Annotated in this window: 23 protein-coding genes; 19 read left to right on the top strand and 4 right to left on the bottom strand. The window is 64.7% G+C overall.

Features of this window, described 5'->3' with window-relative positions; all coding sequences use genetic code 11:
* The first annotated feature begins 5 nt into the window (after nt 1-5).
* The 12 genes from rpmD (at nt 6) to dsbD (ending at nt 8,025) form a co-directional block, all read left to right on the top strand.
* Nucleotides 6-188, top strand: coding sequence for a 50S ribosomal protein L30 (gene rpmD / locus C3Y15_RS06270; protein ID WP_006400644.1), 183 nt, complete (start codon nt 6-8; stop codon nt 186-188).
* 26 nt (nt 189-214) lie between these two features.
* A complete protein-coding gene (rplO, locus tag C3Y15_RS06275; RefSeq protein WP_006482880.1) occupies nt 215-649 on the top strand; it encodes a 50S ribosomal protein L15 in 435 nt (144 codons plus the stop codon).
* A 42-nt stretch (nt 650-691) separates the two neighbouring features.
* Nucleotides 692-2,041: a preprotein translocase subunit SecY gene (secY, locus tag C3Y15_RS06280; protein ID WP_006400642.1), complete on the top strand. Its 1,350-nt coding sequence runs from the start codon at nt 692-694 to the stop codon at nt 2,039-2,041.
* A 9-nt stretch (nt 2,042-2,050) separates the two neighbouring features.
* On the top strand, nt 2,051-2,269 hold the full coding sequence (gene infA, locus C3Y15_RS06285; RefSeq protein WP_004521905.1) for a translation initiation factor IF-1: 219 nt from the start codon (nt 2,051-2,053) through the stop codon (nt 2,267-2,269).
* 20 nt (nt 2,270-2,289) lie between these two features.
* Nucleotides 2,290-2,406, top strand: coding sequence for a 50S ribosomal protein L36 (gene rpmJ / locus C3Y15_RS06290; RefSeq protein ID WP_004199844.1), 117 nt, complete (start codon nt 2,290-2,292; stop codon nt 2,404-2,406).
* Nucleotides 2,407-2,444: 38 nt separating this feature from the next.
* The gene (gene rpsM, locus C3Y15_RS06295) at nt 2,445-2,810 is read left to right on the top strand and encodes a 30S ribosomal protein S13 (RefSeq protein WP_006752933.1); all 366 of its coding nucleotides are present in this window, start codon (nt 2,445-2,447) and stop codon (nt 2,808-2,810) included.
* A gap of 28 nt (nt 2,811-2,838) precedes the next feature.
* Nucleotides 2,839-3,240, top strand: a complete 402-nt coding sequence (rpsK, locus tag C3Y15_RS06300; RefSeq protein ID WP_004197937.1) for a 30S ribosomal protein S11 — start codon at nt 2,839-2,841, stop codon at nt 3,238-3,240.
* 155 nt (nt 3,241-3,395) lie between these two features.
* A complete protein-coding gene (gene rpsD / locus C3Y15_RS06305) occupies nt 3,396-4,019 on the top strand; it encodes a 30S ribosomal protein S4 (RefSeq protein ID WP_014722284.1) in 624 nt (207 codons plus the stop codon).
* Between the two features lie 124 nt (nt 4,020-4,143).
* Nucleotides 4,144-5,121, top strand: coding sequence for a DNA-directed RNA polymerase subunit alpha (gene rpoA / locus C3Y15_RS06310; RefSeq protein WP_006477176.1), 978 nt, complete (start codon nt 4,144-4,146; stop codon nt 5,119-5,121).
* Between the two features lie 148 nt (nt 5,122-5,269).
* Entirely contained in the window at nt 5,270-5,665 is a 396-nt protein-coding gene (gene rplQ, locus C3Y15_RS06315) for a 50S ribosomal protein L17 (protein WP_006477175.1), read from the top strand.
* Nucleotides 5,666-5,864: 199 nt separating this feature from the next.
* Nucleotides 5,865-6,188, top strand: a complete 324-nt coding sequence (cutA, locus tag C3Y15_RS06320; RefSeq protein ID WP_014722285.1) for a divalent-cation tolerance protein CutA — start codon at nt 5,865-5,867, stop codon at nt 6,186-6,188.
* Complete coding sequence (gene dsbD, locus C3Y15_RS06325; protein WP_045578593.1) at nt 6,181-8,025, top strand: protein-disulfide reductase DsbD; 1,845 nt, start codon at nt 6,181-6,183, stop codon at nt 8,023-8,025. Before cutA ends, dsbD begins: the two co-directional genes overlap by 8 nt.
* A 100-nt stretch (nt 8,026-8,125) precedes the next feature.
* Here dsbD and hemB read toward each other — a convergent pair whose 3' ends face one another.
* Both hemB and yihA read right to left on the bottom strand, forming a co-directional pair.
* Nucleotides 8,126-9,124: a porphobilinogen synthase gene (gene hemB, locus C3Y15_RS06330; protein WP_011883011.1), complete on the bottom strand. Its 999-nt coding sequence runs from the start codon at nt 9,122-9,124 to the stop codon at nt 8,126-8,128.
* Between the two features lie 254 nt (nt 9,125-9,378).
* Nucleotides 9,379-10,038 (bottom strand): ribosome biogenesis GTP-binding protein YihA/YsxC, encoded by a 660-nt coding sequence (yihA, locus tag C3Y15_RS06335; protein WP_011883012.1) that lies wholly within the window; start codon nt 10,036-10,038, stop codon nt 9,379-9,381.
* Between the two features lie 218 nt (nt 10,039-10,256).
* Here yihA and C3Y15_RS06340 point away from each other — a divergent pair, with 218 nt between their 5' ends.
* From C3Y15_RS06340 to msrQ, 5 genes are all read left to right on the top strand, one after another.
* Nucleotides 10,257-10,910: a c-type cytochrome gene (locus C3Y15_RS06340; RefSeq protein WP_011883013.1), complete on the top strand. Its 654-nt coding sequence runs from the start codon at nt 10,257-10,259 to the stop codon at nt 10,908-10,910.
* 122 nt (nt 10,911-11,032) lie between these two features.
* The gene (locus C3Y15_RS06345; RefSeq protein WP_014722288.1) at nt 11,033-13,249 is read left to right on the top strand and encodes a cytochrome c biogenesis protein ResB; all 2,217 of its coding nucleotides are present in this window, start codon (nt 11,033-11,035) and stop codon (nt 13,247-13,249) included.
* Nucleotides 13,250-13,253: 4 nt separating this feature from the next.
* Complete coding sequence (gene ccsB / locus C3Y15_RS06350; RefSeq protein ID WP_011883015.1) at nt 13,254-14,444, top strand: c-type cytochrome biogenesis protein CcsB; 1,191 nt, start codon at nt 13,254-13,256, stop codon at nt 14,442-14,444.
* 159 nt (nt 14,445-14,603) lie between these two features.
* Nucleotides 14,604-15,599, top strand: coding sequence for a protein-methionine-sulfoxide reductase catalytic subunit MsrP (gene msrP, locus C3Y15_RS06355; RefSeq protein WP_034194016.1), 996 nt, complete (start codon nt 14,604-14,606; stop codon nt 15,597-15,599).
* Between the two features lie 23 nt (nt 15,600-15,622).
* A complete protein-coding gene (gene msrQ / locus C3Y15_RS06360; RefSeq protein WP_059739506.1) occupies nt 15,623-16,315 on the top strand; it encodes a protein-methionine-sulfoxide reductase heme-binding subunit MsrQ in 693 nt (230 codons plus the stop codon).
* 98 nt (nt 16,316-16,413) lie between these two features.
* Here msrQ and C3Y15_RS06365 read toward each other — a convergent pair whose 3' ends face one another.
* Complete coding sequence (locus C3Y15_RS06365) at nt 16,414-16,695, bottom strand: lipoprotein (protein ID WP_034194009.1); 282 nt, start codon at nt 16,693-16,695, stop codon at nt 16,414-16,416.
* Between the two features lie 36 nt (nt 16,696-16,731).
* Here C3Y15_RS06365 and cyaY point away from each other — a divergent pair, with 36 nt between their 5' ends.
* Entirely contained in the window at nt 16,732-17,058 is a 327-nt protein-coding gene (gene cyaY, locus C3Y15_RS06370; RefSeq protein ID WP_011883019.1) for an iron donor protein CyaY, read from the top strand.
* 73 nt (nt 17,059-17,131) lie between these two features.
* On the opposite strand, the gene C3Y15_RS06375 is transcribed toward cyaY, so the two are convergent.
* Nucleotides 17,132-19,525 (bottom strand): penicillin-binding protein 1A, encoded by a 2,394-nt coding sequence (locus tag C3Y15_RS06375; protein ID WP_059719430.1) that lies wholly within the window; start codon nt 19,523-19,525, stop codon nt 17,132-17,134.
* A gap of 220 nt (nt 19,526-19,745) precedes the next feature.
* On the opposite strand from C3Y15_RS06375, the gene C3Y15_RS06380 reads away from it, so the two are divergent.
* Nucleotides 19,746-20,669, top strand: coding sequence for a hypothetical protein (locus C3Y15_RS06380; protein WP_060091953.1), 924 nt, complete (start codon nt 19,746-19,748; stop codon nt 20,667-20,669).
* Nucleotides 20,670-20,671 lie beyond the last annotated feature (2 nt).

Consider the following 20,671-nt stretch of genomic DNA (forward strand, 5'->3'; position numbering starts at 1 on the left):
TCACCATGTCTGAAAAAACTGTCAAGGTTCAGCTCGTAAAGAGCCTGATCGGGACCCGCGAATCGCACCGTGCGACCGTGCGTGGCCTGGGCCTGCGCCGACTCAACTCGGTTAGCGAGCTGCAGGATACGCCGGCGGTCCGCGGCATGATCAACAAGGTCTCGTACCTCGTTAAGGTCATCGCGTAAGCGGCCCTACGGATCAAGGAGTTGATATGGAATTGAATAACCTGAAGCCGGCCGCTGGTGCAAAGCACGCCAAGCGTCGCGTCGGCCGCGGCATCGGTTCGGGCCTCGGCAAGACGGCTGGCCGTGGTCACAAGGGGCAGAAATCGCGTTCGGGCGGCTTCCACAAAGTCGGTTTCGAAGGCGGTCAGATGCCGCTGCAACGTCGTCTGCCGAAGCGCGGCTTCACGTCGCTGACGAAGGAATTCGTCGGTGAAGTGCGCCTGGGCGACCTCGAGAAGCTGCCGGTCGATGAAATCGATCTGCTCGCACTGAAGCAAGCCGGCCTGGTCGGCGAGCTGACGAAGAGCGCAAAGATCATCGCGACGGGCGAACTGAAGCGCAAGATCGTCGTGAAGGGTCTGGGCGCCACCAAGGGTGCGCGCGCTGCGATCGAAGCGGCTGGCGGTTCGTTCGCCGAGTGACACGCGTAGCGCGTCGTTACTTGCATTCATCGGAGAAGGTACTTGGCTAACAGCCCGAGTCTTGCAAAACCCGGTCGAAGCACGGCGAAATTCGGCGATCTGCGCCGGCGAGCGATGTTCCTGCTCCTGGCGCTGATCGTCTATCGCATCGGCGCGCACATCCCCGTGCCGGGCATCGATCCGGATCAACTGGCGAAGCTGTTCCAGAGTCAGGCGGGCGGCATCCTGGGCATGTTCAACATGTTCTCGGGTGGCGCACTGTCCCGCTTCACGATCTTCGCGCTGGGGATCATGCCGTACATCTCGGCGTCGATCATCATGCAGTTGCTGGCGATCGTCTCGCCGCAGCTCGAGGCGCTGAAGAAGGAAGGGCAGGCAGGGCAACGGAAGATCACGCAGTACACGCGGTATTTCACCGTGGTGCTCGCGACCTTCCAGGCGTTCGGTATCGCGGCTGCGCTGGAAAACCAGCCTGGCCTCGTGATCGATCCCGGCATGCTGTTCCGGCTGACGACGGTCGTGACGCTGGTTACCGGCACGATGTTCCTGATGTGGCTGGGTGAGCAGATCACCGAGCGTGGTCTCGGCAACGGCATCTCGATCATCATCTTCGGCGGGATCGCAGCAGGGTTCCCGAATGCCGTCGGTGGGCTGTTCGAGCTGGTGCGTACGGGTTCGATGAGCATCATTTCGGCGATCATCATCGTCGTTCTGATCGCCGCGGTGACTTACCTGGTCGTGTTCATCGAACGCGGGCAGCGCAAGATCCTCGTGAACTACGCGAAGCGCCAGGTCGGCAACAAGATCTACGGTGGCCAGTCGTCGCACTTGCCGCTGAAGCTGAACATGTCGGGCGTGATTCCGCCGATCTTCGCATCGTCGATCATCCTGTTCCCGGCCACGATTCTCGGCTGGTTCAGCACGGGTCAACCGTCGGGAAGCTGGATCTCCAACACGTTGCATAACGTCGCGGAGGCGCTGAAGCCGGGCCAGCCGGTCTATGTGCTGCTGTACACGCTGGCGATCGTGTTTTTCTGCTTCTTCTACACCGCACTGGTGTTCAACAGCAGGGAAACCGCGGACAACCTGAAGAAGAGCGGGGCGTTCGTTCCTGGCATCCGTCCGGGCGACCAAACCGCGCGATATATCGACCGCATCCTCACGCGTCTGACGCTGGCCGGTGCGATCTACATCGTCTTCGTTTGTTTGCTGCCGGAATTCCTGGTGCTGCGCTGGAACGTGCCGTTTTATTTTGGTGGAACGTCGCTGCTGATCATTGTCGTCGTCACGATGGACTTCATGGCGCAGGTGCAGTCGTACGTTATGTCGCAACAGTATGAGTCGCTGCTCAAGAAGGCAAACTTCAAGGGCGGCAACATCCCAATGCGTTAATTAAGGACTATGGCCAAAGACGATGTAATCCAGATGCAGGGTGAGGTGATCGAAAACCTCCCGAATGCGACCTTCCGTGTGAAGCTGGAAAACGGCCATGTCGTGTTGGGGCATATCTCCGGGAAGATGCGGATGCACTACATCCGTATCTTGCCGGGCGACAAGGTCACGGTTGAATTGACGCCTTACGATCTGTCTCGTGCGCGGATCGTGTTCCGGGCGAAGTGATTTGAAAAAAGGGTATTATCATGAAAGTGATGGCATCGGTTAAGCGCATTTGCCGCAATTGCAAGATCATCAAGCGCAAAGGCGTCGTTCGCGTGATCTGCAGCTCGGATCCGCGCCACAAGCAGCGCCAAGGCTGACCGCGCGTTTGTTTGCGCTTTTTGTTTGAGGAAAAACAATGGCTCGTATCGCAGGGGTTAACATCCCGAATCACCAGCATACCGAGATCGGCCTGACGGCAATCTTCGGTATCGGCCGCACGCGCTCGCGCAGCATCTGCTCGGCAGCTGGCGTGGAATTCTCGAAGAAGGTCAAGGACCTGACCGACGCAGACCTCGAAAAGCTGCGTGAGGAAGTGGGCAAGTTCATCGTCGAAGGCGACCTGCGCCGTGAAGTGACGATGAACATCAAGCGCCTGATGGACCTCGGTTGCTACCGTGGTGTTCGTCATCGCAAGGGCCTGCCGATGCGTGGTCAGCGTACGCGTACGAACGCACGTACCCGCAAGGGTCCGCGTCGTGCAGCGCAAGCGCTGAAGAAGTAAGCGGAACTGACAGTTACAGGAAAACGTAATGGCTAAGGCTTCGAACACCGCGGCGCAACGCGTTCGCAAGAAGGTCAAGAAGAACGTCGCTGAAGGCGTGGTGCACGTTCACGCGTCGTTCAACAACACGATCATCACGATCACCGATCGTCAGGGCAATGCTCTGGCATGGGCGACGTCGGGCGGCCAGGGCTTCAAGGGCTCGCGCAAGTCGACGCCGTTCGCTGCTCAGGTTGCTGCTGAGTCGGCCGGTCGTGTGGCGATGGAATACGGCGTGAAGAATCTGGAAGTGCGGATCAAGGGCCCGGGCCCGGGTCGTGAGTCGGCAGTGCGCGCACTGCACGGCCTCGGCATCAAGATCACCGCGATTTCGGACGTCACCCCGATTCCGCACAACGGCTGCCGTCCGCCGAAGCGCCGTCGTATCTAAGAATGCTGCTGGCACGTTCGTGCTGGCGCATTGCCTGTCGTCGCATAGCGCCGACGGGCGTTGCTTTTTTGATTGACTAAGCCCACCGTTCGCCCCAAAGGGCGCGAACTAGCGCGGATTTCGATCCGCGTGACCGATTGATAAAGGAATGCAACGTGGCACGTTATATCGGCCCCAAGGCCAAGCTGTCCCGCCGTGAAGGCACCGACCTGTTCCTGAAGAGCGCGCGCCGCTCGCTCGCCGACAAGTGCAAGCTCGACAGCAAGCCGGGTCAGCACGGCCGTACCTCGGGCGCTCGTACGTCCGACTATGGTACGCAGCTGCGCGAAAAGCAAAAGGTCAAGCGTATCTACGGCGTGCTGGAACGTCAGTTCCGCCGCTACTTCGCTGAAGCCGACCGCCGCAAGGGCAACACGGGTGAAAACCTGCTGCAACTGCTCGAGTCGCGTCTCGACAACGTCGTGTATCGCATGGGCTTCGGCTCGACCCGCGCAGAAGCGCGTCAGCTGGTGAGCCACAAGTCGATCACCGTGAACGGCGTCGTCGCGAACGTGCCGTCGCAACAAGTGAAGGCTGGCGACGTGATCGCGATCCGCGAAAAGGCGAAGAAGCAGGCGCGTATCATCGAAGCGCTGTCGCTCGCCGAGCAAGGCGGCATGCCGAGCTGGGTTGCAGTCGATGCGAAGAAGTTCGAAGGCACGTTCAAGCAAATGCCGGAACGCGCTGACATCGCAGGCGACATCAACGAAAGCCTGATCGTCGAATTGTATTCGCGTTAATCCGATTGACGGCCGAGGTACCCCGATTGCGTTTCGCAAGGAGGGGCCTCGGCTGTTTATTTTCTGGTTGTTACCGGTCAGCCTTATCGGTGTAACGAGCCGAGGGTATTGAAAAGGAAAGCCCATGCAAACCAGTTTGCTGAAACCCAAGATCATCGCCGTGGAATCGCTGGGCGAGAACCACGCGAGGGTGGTCATGGAACCGTTCGAACGCGGTTACGGCCACACCTTGGGCAACGCGCTGCGCCGCGTGCTGCTGTCGTCGATGGTCGGCTACGCGCCGACCGAAGTGACGATCGCCGGCGTGGTGCACGAGTATTCGACGCTCGACGGCGTGCAGGAAGACGTGGTCAACCTGCTGCTGAACCTGAAGGGCGTGGTGTTCAAGCTGCACAACCGTGACGAAGTCACGGTCACGCTGCGCAAGGAAGGCGAAGGCGTCGTCACGGCCGGCGATATCGAGCTCGCGCACGATTGCGAAGTCATCAACCCGAATCACGTGATCGCACATCTGTCCAAGGGCGGCAAGCTCGACGTTCAGATCAAGATCGAGAAGGGTCGCGGCTACGTGCCGGGCAACGTTCGTCGCTACGGCGAAGACACGGCCAAGATCATCGGCCGCATCGTCCTCGACGCATCGTTCTCGCCGGTTCGCCGCGTGAGCTATGCAGTCGAAAGCGCACGTGTCGAGCAGCGTACCGACCTCGACAAGCTCGTGATGAACATCGAGACGAGCGGCGTGATCACCCCGGAAGAGGCGATCCGTCAATCGGCCCGCATCCTGGTCGACCAGCTGTCCGTGTTCGCGGCGCTGGAAGGCACGGAAACGGCTGCCGAAGCACCGTCGCGTGCACCGCAGATCGATCCGATCCTGCTGCGTCCGGTGGACGATCTCGAGCTGACGGTTCGTTCCGCGAACTGCCTGAAGGCCGAGAACATCTACTACATCGGCGACCTGATCCAGCGCACGGAAAACGAACTGCTGAAGACGCCGAACCTCGGTCGCAAGTCGCTGAACGAGATCAAGGAAGTGCTGGCTTCGCGCGGCCTCACGCTGGGCATGAAGCTCGAAAACTGGCCGCCGGCTGGTCTCGACAAGTAAGCCCGACTGTAGCTGCGCTGTAGTCGTAGTTGGCAAAGATGCGGATTTTCCTTTAAAATCCGCATCTTGCCTTTTTCGTTACCGGCCCGTGCACCCGCCGAGGTGCGATAGAAGAGCTGGATCAAAACTTTGAATCAAGGAAACTGAAATGCGCCATCGTCATGGTCTGCGGAAACTGAACCGCACGAGCAGCCACCGTCTGGCTATGCTCCGTAACATGTCCAACTCGCTGATCGAGCACGAAGTCATCAAGACGACGCTGCCGAAGGCGAAGGAACTCCGTAAAGTCGTCGAGCCGCTGATCACGCTCGGCAAGAAGCCGTCGCTGGCAAACCGTCGCCTGGCATTCAACCGCCTGCGCGATCGTGACTCGGTCGCGAAGCTGTTCGACGTCCTCGGTCCGCGTTTCGCGAACCGTCCGGGCGGCTACCTGCGCGTGCTGAAGTTCGGCTTCCGCGTCGGCGACAACGCACCGATGGCACTGGTCGAGCTGCTCGATCGTCCGGAAGTCGACGAAACGGAAAACGTGCAAGAAGCTGAATAAGCTTCGGTACGTAGCAGAATCCGAAAGGGCCGAGCAATTGCTTGGCCCTTTTTGCTTTTTGGCGGCGCCGCGTCGCGATCGATTTTCACCGGCCGCTGCCGGCAACGTTGCGCGCGCTGCGCTACGATAAGGGGCTGTCGAGGGCGCGAGGTGCGCGCAGCGGGCGGCCGAAGCGCGGAAATCAGCCAGGAGAGTGCGTATGGTGGTGTTGATGCTGACGACGGTGCCCGATGCAGCAACGGCTGAGGCCCTTGCCACCGGCGCGCTCGACGCGCGGCTTGCCGCCTGCGTATCGGAGCTCGGTACGATCAAGTCGCGCTATCACTGGCAGGGCAAGGTCGAAACGGCCGACGAGATCCAGTTGCTGTTCAAGACGAGCGCGGTGCGCTCGCTGGAACTGGAGCGATTCATCCTCGCGCATCATCCTTACGAGACGCCCGAAATCGTCTCGTGGCAGGCCGCGGCCTCTGCCGCGTACGGCCAGTGGGTGACGAGCGAAACTCAACGTCTATTTCATGTTTAACGGTATGGCGCTTTCCGTGCGCGCGCTGCGCGCATTCGCGGCTCTGTTGTCGTTCGTGCTGGTGCTGGGCGGCCCGTCGGTCGCGCGCGCGGCCGACGATTTTCTCGATCCGTCGGTCGCATTCAAGTTCAGCGCGAGCGAAGCCCCGGGACAGGTCGACGTCCGCTTCAAGATCGCCAACGGCTATTACCTTTACCGCGAGCGGTTCGCGTTCGCGGTGAAGAGCGGCAATGCGACGCTCGGCGCGCCGCAGTTTCCGCCCGGCCACGTGAAGTTCGACCAGACGTTCCAGAAGGAAGTCGAAACCTATCGCGACGACGTCGTGGTCCACGTGCCGGTCAAGCAGGCGGCCGGGCCGTTCGAGCTCACGGTGACGTCGCAAGGGTGCGCCGACGAAGGGATCTGCTACCCGCCCGCCGAACACGTCGTGAAGATCGACGGCGCGGCGCTCGGCGCGGCCGCAGCGGCTGACGGCGCGGCCGCATCGGGCAGCTGGTTCGACAAGGTCACCAGCGCGGATTTCGCGCAATCGCTGCTCGAGGGGCACGGCTTCCTCACGATCGTCGCGCTGTATTTCGTCGCAGGCGTCGTGTTGAGCCTGCTGCCGTGTTCGTACCCGATGATTCCGATCGTCTCCGCGATCATCATCGGCCAGGGCACGCGCGCAACGCATGCGCGCGGCTTTGCGCTGTCGCTGACGTATGTGGTCGGCATGGCGCTCGTCTATACGGCGCTCGGCATCGCTGCCGCGCTGGTCGGCCAGAGCCTCGGCGCATGGCTGCAGAATCCGTGGGTGCTCGGCGCCTTCGGCTTGCTGCTCACCGCGTTCGCGGTGTCGCTGATCTCCGGCAAGGACCTCATGCTGCCGGCGCGCTGGCAGAACGGCGCGGCGCAGGTGTCGAGCGCGCGCCAGGGCGGCCATTTCGCCGCGGTTGCCGCGATGGGTGCACTGTCGGCGCTGGTCGTCGGCGCATGCATGACGGCGCCGCTGTTCGCGGTGCTCGCCTTCATCGCGCACACCGGCAACGCGTTCCTCGGCGGCGCGGCGCTGTTCGCCATGGGGCTCGGGCTCGGCGTGCCGCTGCTCGTCGTGGGGCTCGGCGCCGGCACGGTGCTGCCGCGCGCCGGCGCATGGATGGATGGCGTCAAGGTGTTCTTCGGCATCGTGCTGCTCGCCGCCGCGCTCTGGATCGTATGGCCGGTGCTGGCGGGCGGCCTGAAGATGATGCTCGCCGCGTTGTGGTTGCTGATCGCCGCAGCGGCGCTCGGACTGTTCACGCCCCATGCCGGAGCCGCCTCCATCTGGCGCCGGTTCGGCCGCGGCCTCGGCGCCGCGCTCGCGATCTGGGCGGCGACGCTGCTCGTCGGCCTGGCCGCCGGTTCGACCGATCCGGTGAAGCCGCTCGCCGTGCTGGCCGCGCGTACGGTTGCGTCGGGCGCTGCGACGTCGGCGGCCGGCCAGGCGGCCGGGCAGGCCGCGCCCGCGTTCGCGGCGGTGCGCTCCAGCGGGGAGCTCGATGCGCTGCTGAAGGCGTCGAGCCGGCCCGTGATGCTCGATTTCTATGCGGACTGGTGCGTGAGCTGCAAGGAGATGGAGCATCTGACGTTCACCGATTCCCGCGTGCAGGCGCGGCTCGCGCAGCTGCACCTGGTGCGCGCGGACGTCACCGCGAACAATTCCGACGATCAGGCACTGCTCAAGCGGTTCAACCTGTTCGGCCCGCCGGGCATCATCTTCTTCGATCGCAACGGTAACGAGATCGGCCGGGTGGTCGGCTATCAGGCAGCCGACACGTTCCTGCGCAGCCTCGATCGCGCAGCGGTGCCGACGGTCTGATCCGAGCTGGACCGACCTGGCCGCCCAGCGCACAAAAAAACGGCGGGACACTTCGGTGTCCCGCCGTTTTTTCATCCTGCGTGCCGATCGGCAGCGCGGCTCAGCGCTGCGCCTTCAGCAGCCGCGCCGCATCGAGCGCGAAGTACGTGAGCACGCCGTCGGCGCCCGCACGCTTGAATGCGAGCAGCGATTCGAGCACGACCTTGTCGTGGTCGAGCCAGCCGTTCATCGCGGCCGCCTTCAGCATCGCGTATTCGCCGCTCACCTGGTACACGTACGTCGGGAAGCGGAACTCGTCCTTCACGCGGCGCACGATGTCGAGATACGGCATGCCCGGTTTGACCATCACCATGTCGGCGCCTTCGTCGATGTCGAGGCGCACCTCGCGCAGCGCTTCGTCGCTGTTCGCCGGGTCCATCTGGTAGGTCATCTTGTTGCCCTTGCCCAGATTCGACGCCGAGCCGACCGCGTCGCGGAACGGACCGTAGAACGCGGACGCGAACTTGGCCGAATAGGCCATGATGCGCGTATGGATATGCCCGTCGCTTTCGAGCATTTCACGCACCGCGCCGATGCGGCCATCCATCATGTCGGACGGCGCGACGATGTCGACGCCGGCTTCCGCCTGCGCGCGCGCCTGTTCGATCAGGATTTCGATCGTGTCGTCGTTGATCACGTAGCCGTTCTCGTCGAGCACGCCGTCCTGGCCGTGGCTCGTGTACGGATCGAGCGCGACGTCGGTCAGCACGCCGAGTTCGGGGAAGCGCTTCTTCAGCTCGCGCACCGCGCGCGGAATCAGCCCTTCCGGGTTGGCCGCCTCGCGGCCGTCAGGCGTTTTCAGCGACGTTTCGATGGCCGGAAACAGCGACAGCACGGGCACGCCGAGTTCGACGCACTGTTCGGCGACGTGCATCAGCAGGTCGACCGATACGCGCTCGACGCCCGGCATCGACGGCACCGGCTGGCGTTGGTTGGTGCCGTCGACGACGAACACCGGATAGATCAGGTCGTCGGTGGTCAGGCGGTTTTCGCGCATCAGGCGCCGGGAGAAGTCGTCGCGGCGCATGCGGCGCGGACGATGAAGAGGATGGAAGCTCATGTGCGATGTGAATGAAATCGGGGCAAGAAGGACCTTACGGATCCCTTAGGTCATTTTCGAGATCATTGGTATATGATAGCGATCGAGCGGCGCGCGTTGCGTGCTGCTCCCCGCTTCTCCTCCCTGAGCGGGTGCCTGTCGTTTTTCGATTAGGCTGTTTGACCCGCCGTTCGACGGCGGGTTTTTTTATGAGCCGGCCGAATCCGCAGACACCGTCAGGTGCGCCCGGCCGCTGCCGGCCGAGCGCTGCCCGTTCATTGTGCTACAGGTGCGCCTTCTGCGTCGGCGACGGACGGCCGCAGCCAGCTCTCGATCAATTCGTGCGCCTCGTCGAGCCCCGTGCGCTTCAGCGCCGAGAACAGCTGGACGGTCAGCTTGCCCTTCACGCCCTGGTCGCGGTACGCGTCGAGCCCTTTCTGCGTGTTGCGCAGCGCGTTGATGCTCTCTTGTCGCGTCAATTTGTCGCACTTCGTCAGCAGCGTGTGGATCGGCTTGCCGGTCGGGGCGAACCACTCGATCATCCGGCGATCGAGGTCGGTCAGCGGGCGGCGCGAATCCATCATCAGGATCAGGCCGCAGAGCTGCGAGCGCGTCGCGAGATAGGACGACAGCAGCATTTCCCAGTGGGCCTTCGCGGCCCCGGGCACTTCCGCATAGCCGTAGCCGGGCAGGTCGACGAGGTTCGCGACGGGCTCCGCGGCGGGGCCGACCGAGAAGTAGTTGATGTGCTGCGTGCGGCCGGGCGTCTTCGACGCGAACGCGAGCCGCTTCTGATTGCACAGCACGTTGATCGCCGTCGATTTGCCGGCATTCGAACGGCCCGCGAATGCGATTTCCGGCTGCACCGTCGGCGGCAGGTCGCGCAGATGGTTGACGGTCGTGTAGAAGCGAGCTTGATGGAGCAAAAAGGCCATGGGGGGAAACCGGTGGGACGGGCGGCGCGAGCCGCTTGGTGGAGGCGGGGTAGCCCCGATAGGCGCGGGAGCTTTCAACGCGATATTGTACAATACGGCGGTTTTGCCGAAGGGTTGCGGGCGCCCGCCTCGCGCTTTTATGCAGCTTCTGCGGTAGACTGGTCGACGTCGTTTTTTGCAGAACCTCAAATTCCCACAAGACGAAACAGGGTGTGCGAATGAATCGACTGTGCAAGTCTCTGATGGTGCTTCAGGTTGCAGCAGGATTCGTAGGTTTCGTGGCGGAGGTAAATGCGGCAGGTGCGGCAAAGCCGGATCTGGACCGCGGCAAGGCGATTGCCGGGCAGGTGTGCGCGTCGTGTCACGGCGCCGACGGCAACAGTGCGTCGGGCAGTTTCCCGAAGCTCGCCGGTCAGCATCCCGAATATTTGGTCAAGCAGTTGAACGACTTCAAGACGCAGCCGGGCGCGAAGGGGCCGGCGCGGAACAATTCGGTGATGGTCGGATTTGCGAGCGCATTGAGCGCGGACGACATGCGCAACGTCGCCGCGTATTACGGCTCGCAAACGACCAAGCTCGGCACCGCACGCGATGCGGCGACCGTGCCGATCGGTCAGAAGATCTATCGCGGCGGCATCGCGGAAAAGGGCGTACCGGCCTGCGCGAGCTGCCACGGGCCGACGGGGCAAGGGATACCGGTCCAGTACCCGCGTCTGTCGGGGCAGTGGGCCGATTACACGGTGGCCCAGTTGACCGCGTTCCAGCAAGGTGCCGGCGCGCGCAACAACAACGAGGCGATGCATCAGATCGCCTCGCGTCTGTCGGACACCGAGATCAAGGCCGTGGCGGATTACATCGCGGGCCTGCGTTGAGCGGTCCGTCGCGAATGGAATGACCGGTCGCCGGAACGGCGGCCGGAGTCAGAACAAGAAAAGGGTGGGGCGCCGCATGCTTGCGGCCGCCTTGCCCTTTTTTGTTGTCAGTCGGAGTTTGAATGAGCGTTACCACGTCGGGGTTGCAGTCGAAGTCGGGTCAAAGTGCGTCCAGGCGCGCGATCGAGCTGATCAGCTCGATGCGCTTCGCGATCGCACTGCTGGTGGTGCTGTCGATCGCGAGCATCATCGGCACGGTGCTGACCCAGGACGACCCCTATCCGAACTACGTGAACCAGTTCGGGCCGTTCTGGGCGGACATCTTCCGCTCGCTCGGCCTGTACAACGTGTACAGCGCGTGGTGGTTCATGCTGATCCTGATCTTCCTGGTCGCGTCGATCTCGCTGTGCGTGATCCGCAACGCGCCGAAGATGCTCGCCGACGCGAAGAGCTGGAAGGACAAGGTCCGCGAAGGCAGCCTGCGCGCGTTCCATCACAAGGCCGAATACACCGTTGCCGGCACGCGCGCGAGCGTCGCGGCGACGCTCGCCGCATTCGTCGCGAAGGGCGGCTACAAGCACGTCGTGCGCGAAACCGACGGCGCGACGCTGATCTCTGCGAAACGCGGCGCGCTGACGAAGTGGGGCTACATTTCCGCGCACCTGGCGATCGTCGTGATCTGTATCGGCGGCCTGCTCGACAGCAACCTGCCGATCAAATTCCAGATGTGGATGTTCGGCAAGAGCCCGGTCAACACGAGCGCGACGATCAGCGAGATCTCGCCCGATCACCGGCTGTCCGCGTCGAACCCGACGTTCCGCGGCTACGCGTGGGTGCCCGAAGGCCAGTTCGTGTCCACCGCGATCCTCAACCAGCCGAACGGCTCGTTGATCCAGGACCTGCCGTTCTCGATCCAGCTGAACAAGTTCATCGTCGATTACTACACGACCGGGATGCCGAAGCTGTTTGCGAGCGACATCGTCGTGATCGATCGCGAGACGGGCCGCAAGATCCCGGCGCGCGTCGAAGTGAACAAGCCGTTCACCTACAAGGGCGTGTCGATCTATCAGTCGAGCTTCCAGGACGGCGGCTCGCAGATGCAGATGACGGCCTATCCGATGACGGGCGACACCGCGAAGACGTTCGCCGTGAAGGGCACGATCGGCAGCACGGCGCCGCTGCAGATGCCGGGCAGCGACGGCGACACGATCGAGTTCTCGGACTTCCGCGCGATCAACGTCGAGAACATGGCCGACGCGAACGGCAAGCCGGACGTGCGCGGCGTGGCGAAGACGGAGTCGCTGAAGCAGGCGTTCGACGAACGGCTCGGCTCGGGCGCGAAGACGTCGAAGCCGATGCAGCTTCATAACATCGGGCCGTCCGTGCAGTACAAGATCCGCGGCAAGGACGGCCAGGCGCGCGAGTTCAACAACTACATGCTGCCGGTCGACATGGGCGGCGCGCGCGTGTTCCTCGCGGGCGTGCGCGCGAGCCCGAACGACGCGTTCCGCTACATGCGGATTCCGGCCGACAGCGAGGATTCGATCGGCGAATGGATGCGCCTGCGCGCCGCGCTCGAGGATCCGGCGGTGCGCGCGGACGCCGCCGCCCGTTTCGCCCAGCGTTCGCTGCCGACCACCGACGCGTCGCTGCGCGGCCGGCTGCAGGACAGCGCGTTCAAGGTGTTGACCCTCTTTGCGGCGAGTGACGACAGCGTCGGTCGCGGTGCGGACGGGCAGCCGGTCGGCGGCTTCCAGGCGGTGGCCACCTTCATCGACCGGTCGGTGCCGAAGGCCGAGCAGGAAAAGGCGGCGAGCCTGCTGCTGCGCATGCTCGAGGGCTCGATGTGGGAGGTCTGGCAGATCGCGCGCGAGCGGGCCGGCGAGCCGGCCGTCCAGCAGGGCGCCGACACGGTCCGCTTCGTGCAGAACGCGATCAATGCGCTATCCGACAGCTTCCTGTACGGATCGCCGGTCTATTTGCAGCTCGATTCCTTCAAGCAGGTGCAAGCCTCGGTATTTCAGCTGACGCGCGCGCCCGGCAAGAATCTGGTGTATCTTGGCAGCCTGCTGTTGGTCGCCGGCATCTTCTCGATGTTCTACGTGCGTGAGCGGCGCCTGTGGTTCTGGCTCAAGGATGCCGGTGCGGGCGTCGAAGTGGTGATGGCGATGTCCACGGCGCGCAAGACGTTCGATTTCGAGAAAGAATTCGTGCAGACGCGCGATGCGGCCGGCGCCGCCCTGGGCGCCGCACCCCGCGACGCCGCGCCCGCCGGCGCGGCTGCAACTGCCCGCCCGCCCGTCGGCGGCGATTCCGATTCCGAGAATTCCACCCGGTAACATCATGGATCTCACTCAAGCCTCCTCTTCCCGTCCGGGGACCGTCAAGGCCCCGAATCCGGCGCCGTTGTTCGACGGCCGTCCGTTCCTCTCGCGCCTGTCCGTGCTCGACTGGCTGTTCGCGCTGGCGCTCGTGGTCGGCGCGGGCTATGCGTTCGTGCACTACAACGAGCACATGAATTACTACGACAAGGCAGTGATGATCGGCACGGTGCCGGCGCTCGTCGTGCTCGGCTGGCGCTGGAAACCCGCGCGGCTGCTGATGGCGGCGATCGCCGTGCTGTCCTTGCTGTCGATCCAGATCTACCAGGGCGACCTCGCGCGCGCCGATTCGGCGTTCTTCCTGAAGTACTTCCTGTCGAGCCAGTCGGCGATCCTCTGGATGAGCGCCTTGTTCGTGCTCGCGACGATCTTCTACTGGATCGGCCTGCTCGCGCGCGCCGCGACGGGCTCCGCGATCGGCCAGAAGCTCACGTGGGCCGCCGTGCTGATGGGCTTCGTCGGCCTGATGGTACGTTGGTACGAGTCCTATCTGATCGGTGCCGACGTCGGGCATATCCCCGTGTCGAACCTGTATGAAGTGTTCGTGCTGTTCAGCCTGATCACCGCGCTGCTCTACCTGTATTACGAAGGCCATTACGGCACGCGTGCGCTCGGTGCGTTCGTGCTGCTCGTGATCAGCGCGGCCGTCGGCTTCCTGATGTGGTACTCGGTCGCGCGCGACGCGCAGCAGATCCAGCCGCTCGTGCCGGCGCTGCAGAGCTGGTGGATGAAGATCCACGTGCCGGCGAACTTCATCGGCTACGGCAGCTTCGCGCTGTCGGCGATGGTGGCGGTCGCGTATCTGATGAAGGAACGCGGCATGCTGGCCGATCGGCTGCCGACGCTCGACGTGCTCGACGACGTGATGTACAAGTCGATCGCCGTCGGCTTCGCGTTCTTCACGATCGCGACGATTCTCGGCGCGCTGTGGGCGGCGGAAGCGTGGGGCGGCTACTGGAGCTGGGACCCGAAGGAAACCTGGGCGCTGATCGTGTGGCTCAATTACGCGGCGTGGCTGCACATGCGCCTGATGAAGGGGCTGCGCGGCACGGTCGCCGCATGGTGGGCGCTCACGGGCCTGCTCGTGACGACATTCGCGTTCCTCGGCGTCAACATGTTCCTGTCCGGGCTGCACAGCTACGGCAAGCTGTAAGATTTCCGATGCGGGTCCGACAAAAGACCGCCGGCGCACTGTGTGCCCCGGCGGTTTTCTTTTGTTACCGACGGGCGCGCCGCGTGTCGAACGGCGCATGACGGGCCGGGTCGAACGCAGATGAAGCGTGCGCGCCGCGCATGCATGAGGAGCAGCACCATGTGGATCAGGGATTCCCTGCGCAACCTGTTGACCGGCGCCGACATTGCGCCGAGCGAGATCACCGCGCGCGCGGTGTTCGAGAACCGGCGGCGCGTATTGCAGGCGGCTGGCCTTGCGGCGGCGGGCGGATTGCTCGGCGGCAGCGGCGCGGCATTCGGCGCGTATGCGTCGCCCGACGCGCGGGCCGCGAAGCTCGCGGCGAAGACCAATCCGAAATTCATCGCGGCCGACAAGGTCACGCCGTTCAAGGACATCACGTCCTACAACAACTTCTACGAATTCGGCACCGACAAGGGCGACCCGGCGCAGAACGCCGGCACGCTGCGGCCGCGCCCGTGGCGGGTGAGCGTCGAAGGCGAGGTGCTGCATCCGAAGGTGTTCGATCTCGACGAACTGCTGAAGCTGGCGCCGCTCGAGGAGCGCGTGTACCGGCTGCGCTGCGTCGAGGGCTGGTCGATGGTGATTCCGTGGATCGGCGTGCCGTTCTCCGAACTGGTCAAGCGCGTGCAGCCGACCGGCAACGCGAAATATGTGCAGTTCATCACGCTGGCCGATCCGTCGCAGATGCCGGGGCTGTCGACGCCGGTACTCGACTGGCCTTACTCCGAAGGGCTGCGCATGGACGAGGCGATGAACCCGCTCACGCTGCTGACGATGGGCGTTTACGGCCAGGTGCTGCCGAATCAGAACGGCGCGCCGGTGCGTATCGTCGTGCCGTGGAAGTACGGCTTCAAGAGCGCGAAGTCGCTGGTGAAGATCCGCTTCGTCGACAAGCAGCCGAAGACGAGCTGGAACACCTACGCATCGAACGAATACGGCTTTTATTCGAACGTGAATCCGAATGTCGACCACCCGCGCTGGAGCCAGGCGACAGAGCGGCGGATCGGCGACGACGGGTTCTTCACGCCGAAGCGCAAGACGCTGATGTTCAACGGCTACGGCGATCTGGTCGCATCGATGTATCAGGGCATGGACCTGAAGAAGAACTTCTGAGTGCGACGACCGTGAGAAACGACATGCATCCGTCGACGCTGGAGCCGCGGCGGGCGTCCAGCCCGCGTGCGGCGGCCGCCGGTGTTGCGCGGGCGGGCACTGCGGCGCGGGCTGCGCCGCAGCGCTGGCTTGCGCCGGCCAAGCTGCTGGTGTTCGCGGCCGGCCTTTATCCGCTCGCGCGTCTGGTGCTGTTCGGGCTGACCGACCGGCTCGGCGCGAACCCGATCGAATTCATCACGCGCTCCACCGGCCGGTGGACGCTCGTGATCCTCTGCGCCACGCTCGCTGTCACGCCGCTGCGGCGCATGACGGGCGTGGCCGCGTTGCTGCGCTTTCGCCGGATGATCGGGTTGTTCGCGTTCTTTTACGCGACGCTGCACTTCGCAACGTACGTGTGGTTCGACAAGTGGTTCGACGTGCTGGCGATCCTGAAGGACGTCGGCAAGCGTCCGTTTATCACCGTCGGTTTCGCCGCGTTCGTGCTGTTGATTCCGCTGGCCGCGACGTCGCCGCGTGCGATGGCGCGTCGGCTCGGCCGTCATTGGGCGACGTTGCACCGGGCGATCTATGCGATCGCGCTGTTCGGCGTGCTGCATTTCTGGTGGATGCGGGCCGGCAAGCACGATCTCTCGCAGCCGAAGCTGTACGCGGCGATCGTCGCAGTGCTGCTCGGCTGGCGGCTGTTCGAATGGAGCCGGCGCCGCATTCGCGCGTGACGATGAACGACGCACGCGCAGAAAAACAAAAGGCGATGACGGGGAGTCATCGCCTTTTGTCGTGTCGACAGGTGAACCGCGAGCGGCGCAGCGCTCGATTACTTCGCGGCCGCCGGGCTCGATGCTGCCGTTGCCGCCTTCGACGTGCTGCTCGAGAGCTCCGGCGACAGTGTCAGCGGCGTGCCGGAAGAGTCGGGGATGCTGTCGTACGACGCGTTTTCATCGGTCGGCGTGACGTCCGACGGCGGCGTGTCCTGCTGCTGAATGGGCTTGGCTGGCAACGGGGGCACGGTGGGCAGATAGAGCGGACCGCGTTGACCGCAGCCGGCAAGAATCGCCAAAGCCGCTACAATCGCGCTCATCCGGAAAACGACTCGCATGATCGTCCCTGAACAATTTAACCGATAGAGTTTAGCATGTCCGATACTGAATACCTGGCTCGCGCAGAGGCCGTGCTGGCGGCCGTGGAACGTACCGTCGACGCCGCGAACGACGGCGATCACGACATCGATCTGGAGCGCAACGGCAGCGTGCTGACGCTGACGTTCGAGAACGGCTCGAAGATCATCGTCAATCTGCAGCCGCCGATGAAGGAGCTGTGGATCGCCGCGAAGGCCGGTGGATTCCACTACCGGTTCGTGGACGGCGAATGGCGCGATACGCGCACCGGCACCGAGTTCTTCTCCGCACTGACCGACTACGCGACGCAACAGGCCGGCCTGCCGATCACGTTCCGCGCGTGACGCCGGCGCTCGGCGCAGCAGCATGAAAAAAAGCGCCCGCGGGCGCTTTTTTCATTTCCGGGCCGCCGGAGCGTCAGTGGCCGCGGAACAGGTTCATGATGTCCTGCTTTTCCTGCTCGTCGACATGCGGCGCTTCTTCGTCGACGTTCTGCGGAGTCGCCGCCTGCGGTACGCCGACCGTCGACACGAAGCCGTGACCCGGCGTGAACTCGGTGAAGTACAGCTCGCCGCCGAGCGACTGGACGTCGTCGGGCATGGTCGGCTTGAACTCGGGCACGTCCTTCAGCGCCGCACCCATGTAGTCGATCCAGACCGGCAGCGACAGCCCGCCGCCCGTTTCGCGATCGCCGAGGCTGCGCGGGTTGTCGTAGCCGATCCACGCGATCGCCGCGAGCGTGTGCTGATAGCCGGCGAACCACGCGTCGTGCGAATCGTTCGTCGTGCCCGTCTTGCCGGCGAGGTCGGTGCGCTTGAGCACGTTGGTGCGCGCGCCGGTGCCGCGCTGCGCGACGCTCTGCAGCAGGCTGTTCATCACGTATGCGTTGCGCGCGTCGATCGCGCGCGGCGCGTTCTGCTCGGCGATGAGCGGCTGCGCGCGCGCGACGATCGCGCCGCTCGGATCGGTCACTTCGGCGATCAGATACGGATTCACGCGGAAGCCGCCGTTCGCGAACACCGAGTACGCGCCGGCCATCTGCAGCGGCGTGACCTGGCCCGCGCCCAGCGCCATCGGCAGGTAGGCCGGATGGCGCTCGGCGTCGAAGCCGAAGCGCGTGATGTACTGCTGCGCGTACTTCGTGCCGATGTGGTTCAGGATCCGGATCGAGACGAGGTTGCGCGAGCGCTGCAGCGCGGTGCGCATCGACATCGGGCCTTCGAAGCCGCCGCCGTAGTTTTTCGGTTCCCACGGCTGGCCGCCGGTTTCGGCCGCGCTGAAATACAGCGGGCCGTCGTTGATCACGGTGGCCGGCCCGAGCCCCTTGTCGAGCGACGCCGAATAGATGAACGGCTTGAACGACGAGCCGGGCTGCCGCCACGCCTGCGTGACGTGATTGAACTTGTTCTTGTTGTAATCGAAGCCGCCGACGAGCGAGCGGATCGCGCCATCCTGCGGGACGATCGAGATGAACGCGCCTTCGACCTGCGGCAACTGCGTGATCGACCATTTGCCGGTGTCGTTCTTCACGACGCGCACGATCGCGCCCGGCCGGATGCGGCGGTTCGGCTGCGCGTTGGCCGACAGCGCGCTCGACGCGAAGCGCAGATTGTCGCCATCGATCGTCGCGCTGCTGCCGTCGATGAACGCCACGGTGATCTGGCGCGGGCTCGTCGCGGTGACGACTGCCGCGATCAGCTCGCCGTTGTCGGGATGCTCGAGCAGCGCGTCGTCGATCGCCTGCTCGCGATCGTCCGCGCCGGCCGGCAGCTCGATGAAGCCCTCCGGCCCACGATAGCCGTGACGGCGCTCGTAATCCATGATGCCCTTGCGCAGCGCGGTGTACGCGACCTGCTGATCGGCGGAGTCGATCGTCGTGACCACGTTGAAGCCGCGCGTGTAGGTTTCTTCCCGGTACTGCGCGTACATCATCTGCCGGACCATCTCCGCGACGTACTCGGCGTGCACGCTGAACTCGCGCCCCGCACCCTTGACGACGAGCGGCTGCGCGACGGCTTCGTCGTACTGCTCGCGCGTGATGAAGTTCAGCTCGAGCATCCGCTGCAGGATGTACTCCTGACGCACCTTCGCGCGCTTCGGATTGACGACCGGGTTATACGCCGACGGCGCCTTCGGCAACCCCGCGAGCATCGCCGCCTCGGCGAGCGTGATGTCCTTCAGGTCCTTGCCGAAGTAGACCCGCGCCGCGCTCGCGAAGCCGTATGCACGCTGGCCGAGGTAGATCTGATTCATATAGACCTCGAGAATCTGATCTTTCGTCAGCGCGCGCTCGATCCGGTACGCGAGCAGCATCTCGTAGATCTTGCGGGTGTAGGTCTTTTCGCTCGACAGGAAGAAGTTGCGCGCGACCTGCATCGTGATCGTGCTCGCGCCCTGCGACGCATGGCCGTTCGTCAACGCGACGAAGCCCGCGCGGGCGATGCCGGTGAGGTCGACGCCGCCATGATCGTAGAACCGTGCGTCCTCGATCGCGAGGATCGCCTTCTTCAGCGAATCCGGCACGTCCTTGAAATGGACGATGTCGCGCCGTTCCTCGCCGAATTCGCCGATCAGCACGTGATCGGACGTGTAGATGCGCAGCGGCACCTTCGGGCGGTAGTCGGTCAGCGCGTCGAGCGACGGCATGTTCGGCCATGCGACGACGAGCGCATAGCCGAGCACGAGGCCGCCGGCCACGACGATGGCCACGCACATCGCGGCGAGCCCGATCAGGGCCTTCAGCCACCAGGGGCGCTTCTTCGGCTCGGGCGCGGGAGGCGGGGACGTAGGAGACGTGGATTGCATAGGCATACCGGAAAACAGTCCCGCGATTATAGCTGCCCGGTACGACCGGTCCTGACACGGCGCGCGCCCGCGGCGAAGCGGCCAATCGCGGTGTCGCCGACACAGTGTCCACGCGCTCGGCTCGCGCCACAACTGGCCATTCGGCCGACTGTCGGCCGCGCCCGCCGCTCAGCAGAATCAGTGCTCGGAAACGCGGCGTGGGCCGCAACGATCGCGGGAGGCTGGGATGGCTGGACGATGGGCGGCGCGCTTCGCGCCGGGCAGGCACCGTTCGACGGGGATCGACGTCGCGGCTGACGAGGTGAGAGTGGCCGTGCTGAGCCGGCGCGGCCGGGCCGCGGAGGTGCGTGTCGACGGCCTTGAACGGGAGTCGGTGGGCCTCGCGGGCGGCCCCGACGATGCGCGCTGGGCCGCGGTCGCGCGCGCACTGGCGGCGGCCGTGGCGCGGCTGTCCGCGGCAGGCGTGCGCTGCGACACGCGCGGCGTGATGGCGCTGCGCGACGACGAGATGCGCACGGCGACGCTCGATCTGGCCGGGCGCGCCGACGTCGCTGACGCCGCCCGTCAGGCCGCCGAACGCATCTCGGGGCTGGCGCCCGACAGTCTCGCGTACGACTGGCGGCAGGACGACGGCGCATGCGTGGGCGAGATTGCGGTCGCCGTGGCGCCGCAGGCGTTGCTCGAGCGGCGGATCGACGTCGCCGCGCAGGCCGGCATCGACCTGACGGCCGTCGACGCAGAGTCGGCGGCCGCGCTGCGCGCGCTGCGCTATGCCGCGCAGTTCGAACCCGATGCGCACGGGCCGTACGCAGCGTTCTGGTTCGGCGATTCGGGCGTGTACGGTTGGCGGGTCGACGGACCGGTCGCCGCCTCGGTGCTCGCGATGTCGGGCAACGAGCGGTCGGGGTTGCCGGACGCGTTGCGGCGCTGCGCTCTCGAGCCCGTGCGCTGCGCGCTGGTGGCCGGCGACGAGCGCTGCATGGCCCGCTGCGGCACGTCGGTCGCCGACATCGGCGATGCGCTCGGCGTAGCGGCGGTGCCGTTCGACTGCACCGGATGGGACGGGCTGCCCAGCGGGCCCGTAGGCTGCGCGGGCGAGCCGGCATTTGCGCTCGCGATCGGGCTGGCGTTGCGCGGGGTGTGGGAATGATG

This window comes from Burkholderia sp. B10 (assembly GCF_004368385.1).
GTDB classification, from domain to species: Bacteria; Pseudomonadota; Gammaproteobacteria; order Burkholderiales; family Burkholderiaceae; genus Burkholderia; species Burkholderia vietnamiensis.

Bases quoted from the DNA above. Each gene is read 5' to 3' on its own strand.
- rpmD (WP_006400644.1), top strand. From the start codon at position 6: ATGTCTGAAAAAACTGTCAAGGTTCAGCTCGTAAAGAGCCTGATCGGG.
- rplO (WP_006482880.1), top strand. From the start codon at position 215: ATGGAATTGAATAACCTGAAGCCGGCCGCTGGTGCAAAGCACGCCAAG.
- infA (WP_004521905.1), top strand. From the start codon at position 2,051: ATGGCCAAAGACGATGTAATCCAGATGCAGGGTGAGGTGATCGAAAAC.
- rpmJ (WP_004199844.1), top strand. From the start codon at position 2,290: ATGAAAGTGATGGCATCGGTTAAGCGCATTTGCCGCAATTGCAAGATC.
- rpsM (WP_006752933.1), top strand. From the start codon at position 2,445: ATGGCTCGTATCGCAGGGGTTAACATCCCGAATCACCAGCATACCGAG.
- rpsK (WP_004197937.1), top strand. From the start codon at position 2,839: ATGGCTAAGGCTTCGAACACCGCGGCGCAACGCGTTCGCAAGAAGGTC.
- rpoA (WP_006477176.1), top strand. From the start codon at position 4,144: ATGCAAACCAGTTTGCTGAAACCCAAGATCATCGCCGTGGAATCGCTG.
- rplQ (WP_006477175.1), top strand. From the start codon at position 5,270: ATGCGCCATCGTCATGGTCTGCGGAAACTGAACCGCACGAGCAGCCAC.
- cutA (WP_014722285.1), top strand. From the start codon at position 5,865: ATGGTGGTGTTGATGCTGACGACGGTGCCCGATGCAGCAACGGCTGAG.
- dsbD (WP_045578593.1), top strand. From the start codon at position 6,181: ATGTTTAACGGTATGGCGCTTTCCGTGCGCGCGCTGCGCGCATTCGCG.
- hemB (WP_011883011.1), bottom strand. From the start codon at position 9,124: ATGAGCTTCCATCCTCTTCATCGTCCGCGCCGCATGCGCCGCGACGAC.
- yihA (WP_011883012.1), bottom strand. From the start codon at position 10,038: ATGGCCTTTTTGCTCCATCAAGCTCGCTTCTACACGACCGTCAACCAT.
- C3Y15_RS06340 (WP_011883013.1), top strand. From the start codon at position 10,257: ATGAATCGACTGTGCAAGTCTCTGATGGTGCTTCAGGTTGCAGCAGGA.
- C3Y15_RS06345 (WP_014722288.1), top strand. From the start codon at position 11,033: ATGAGCGTTACCACGTCGGGGTTGCAGTCGAAGTCGGGTCAAAGTGCG.
- ccsB (WP_011883015.1), top strand. From the start codon at position 13,254: ATGGATCTCACTCAAGCCTCCTCTTCCCGTCCGGGGACCGTCAAGGCC.
- msrP (WP_034194016.1), top strand. From the start codon at position 14,604: ATGTGGATCAGGGATTCCCTGCGCAACCTGTTGACCGGCGCCGACATT.
- msrQ (WP_059739506.1), top strand. From the start codon at position 15,623: ATGCATCCGTCGACGCTGGAGCCGCGGCGGGCGTCCAGCCCGCGTGCG.
- C3Y15_RS06365 (WP_034194009.1), bottom strand. From the start codon at position 16,695: ATGCGAGTCGTTTTCCGGATGAGCGCGATTGTAGCGGCTTTGGCGATT.
- cyaY (WP_011883019.1), top strand. From the start codon at position 16,732: ATGTCCGATACTGAATACCTGGCTCGCGCAGAGGCCGTGCTGGCGGCC.
- C3Y15_RS06375 (WP_059719430.1), bottom strand. From the start codon at position 19,525: ATGCCTATGCAATCCACGTCTCCTACGTCCCCGCCTCCCGCGCCCGAG.
- C3Y15_RS06380 (WP_060091953.1), top strand. From the start codon at position 19,746: ATGGCTGGACGATGGGCGGCGCGCTTCGCGCCGGGCAGGCACCGTTCG.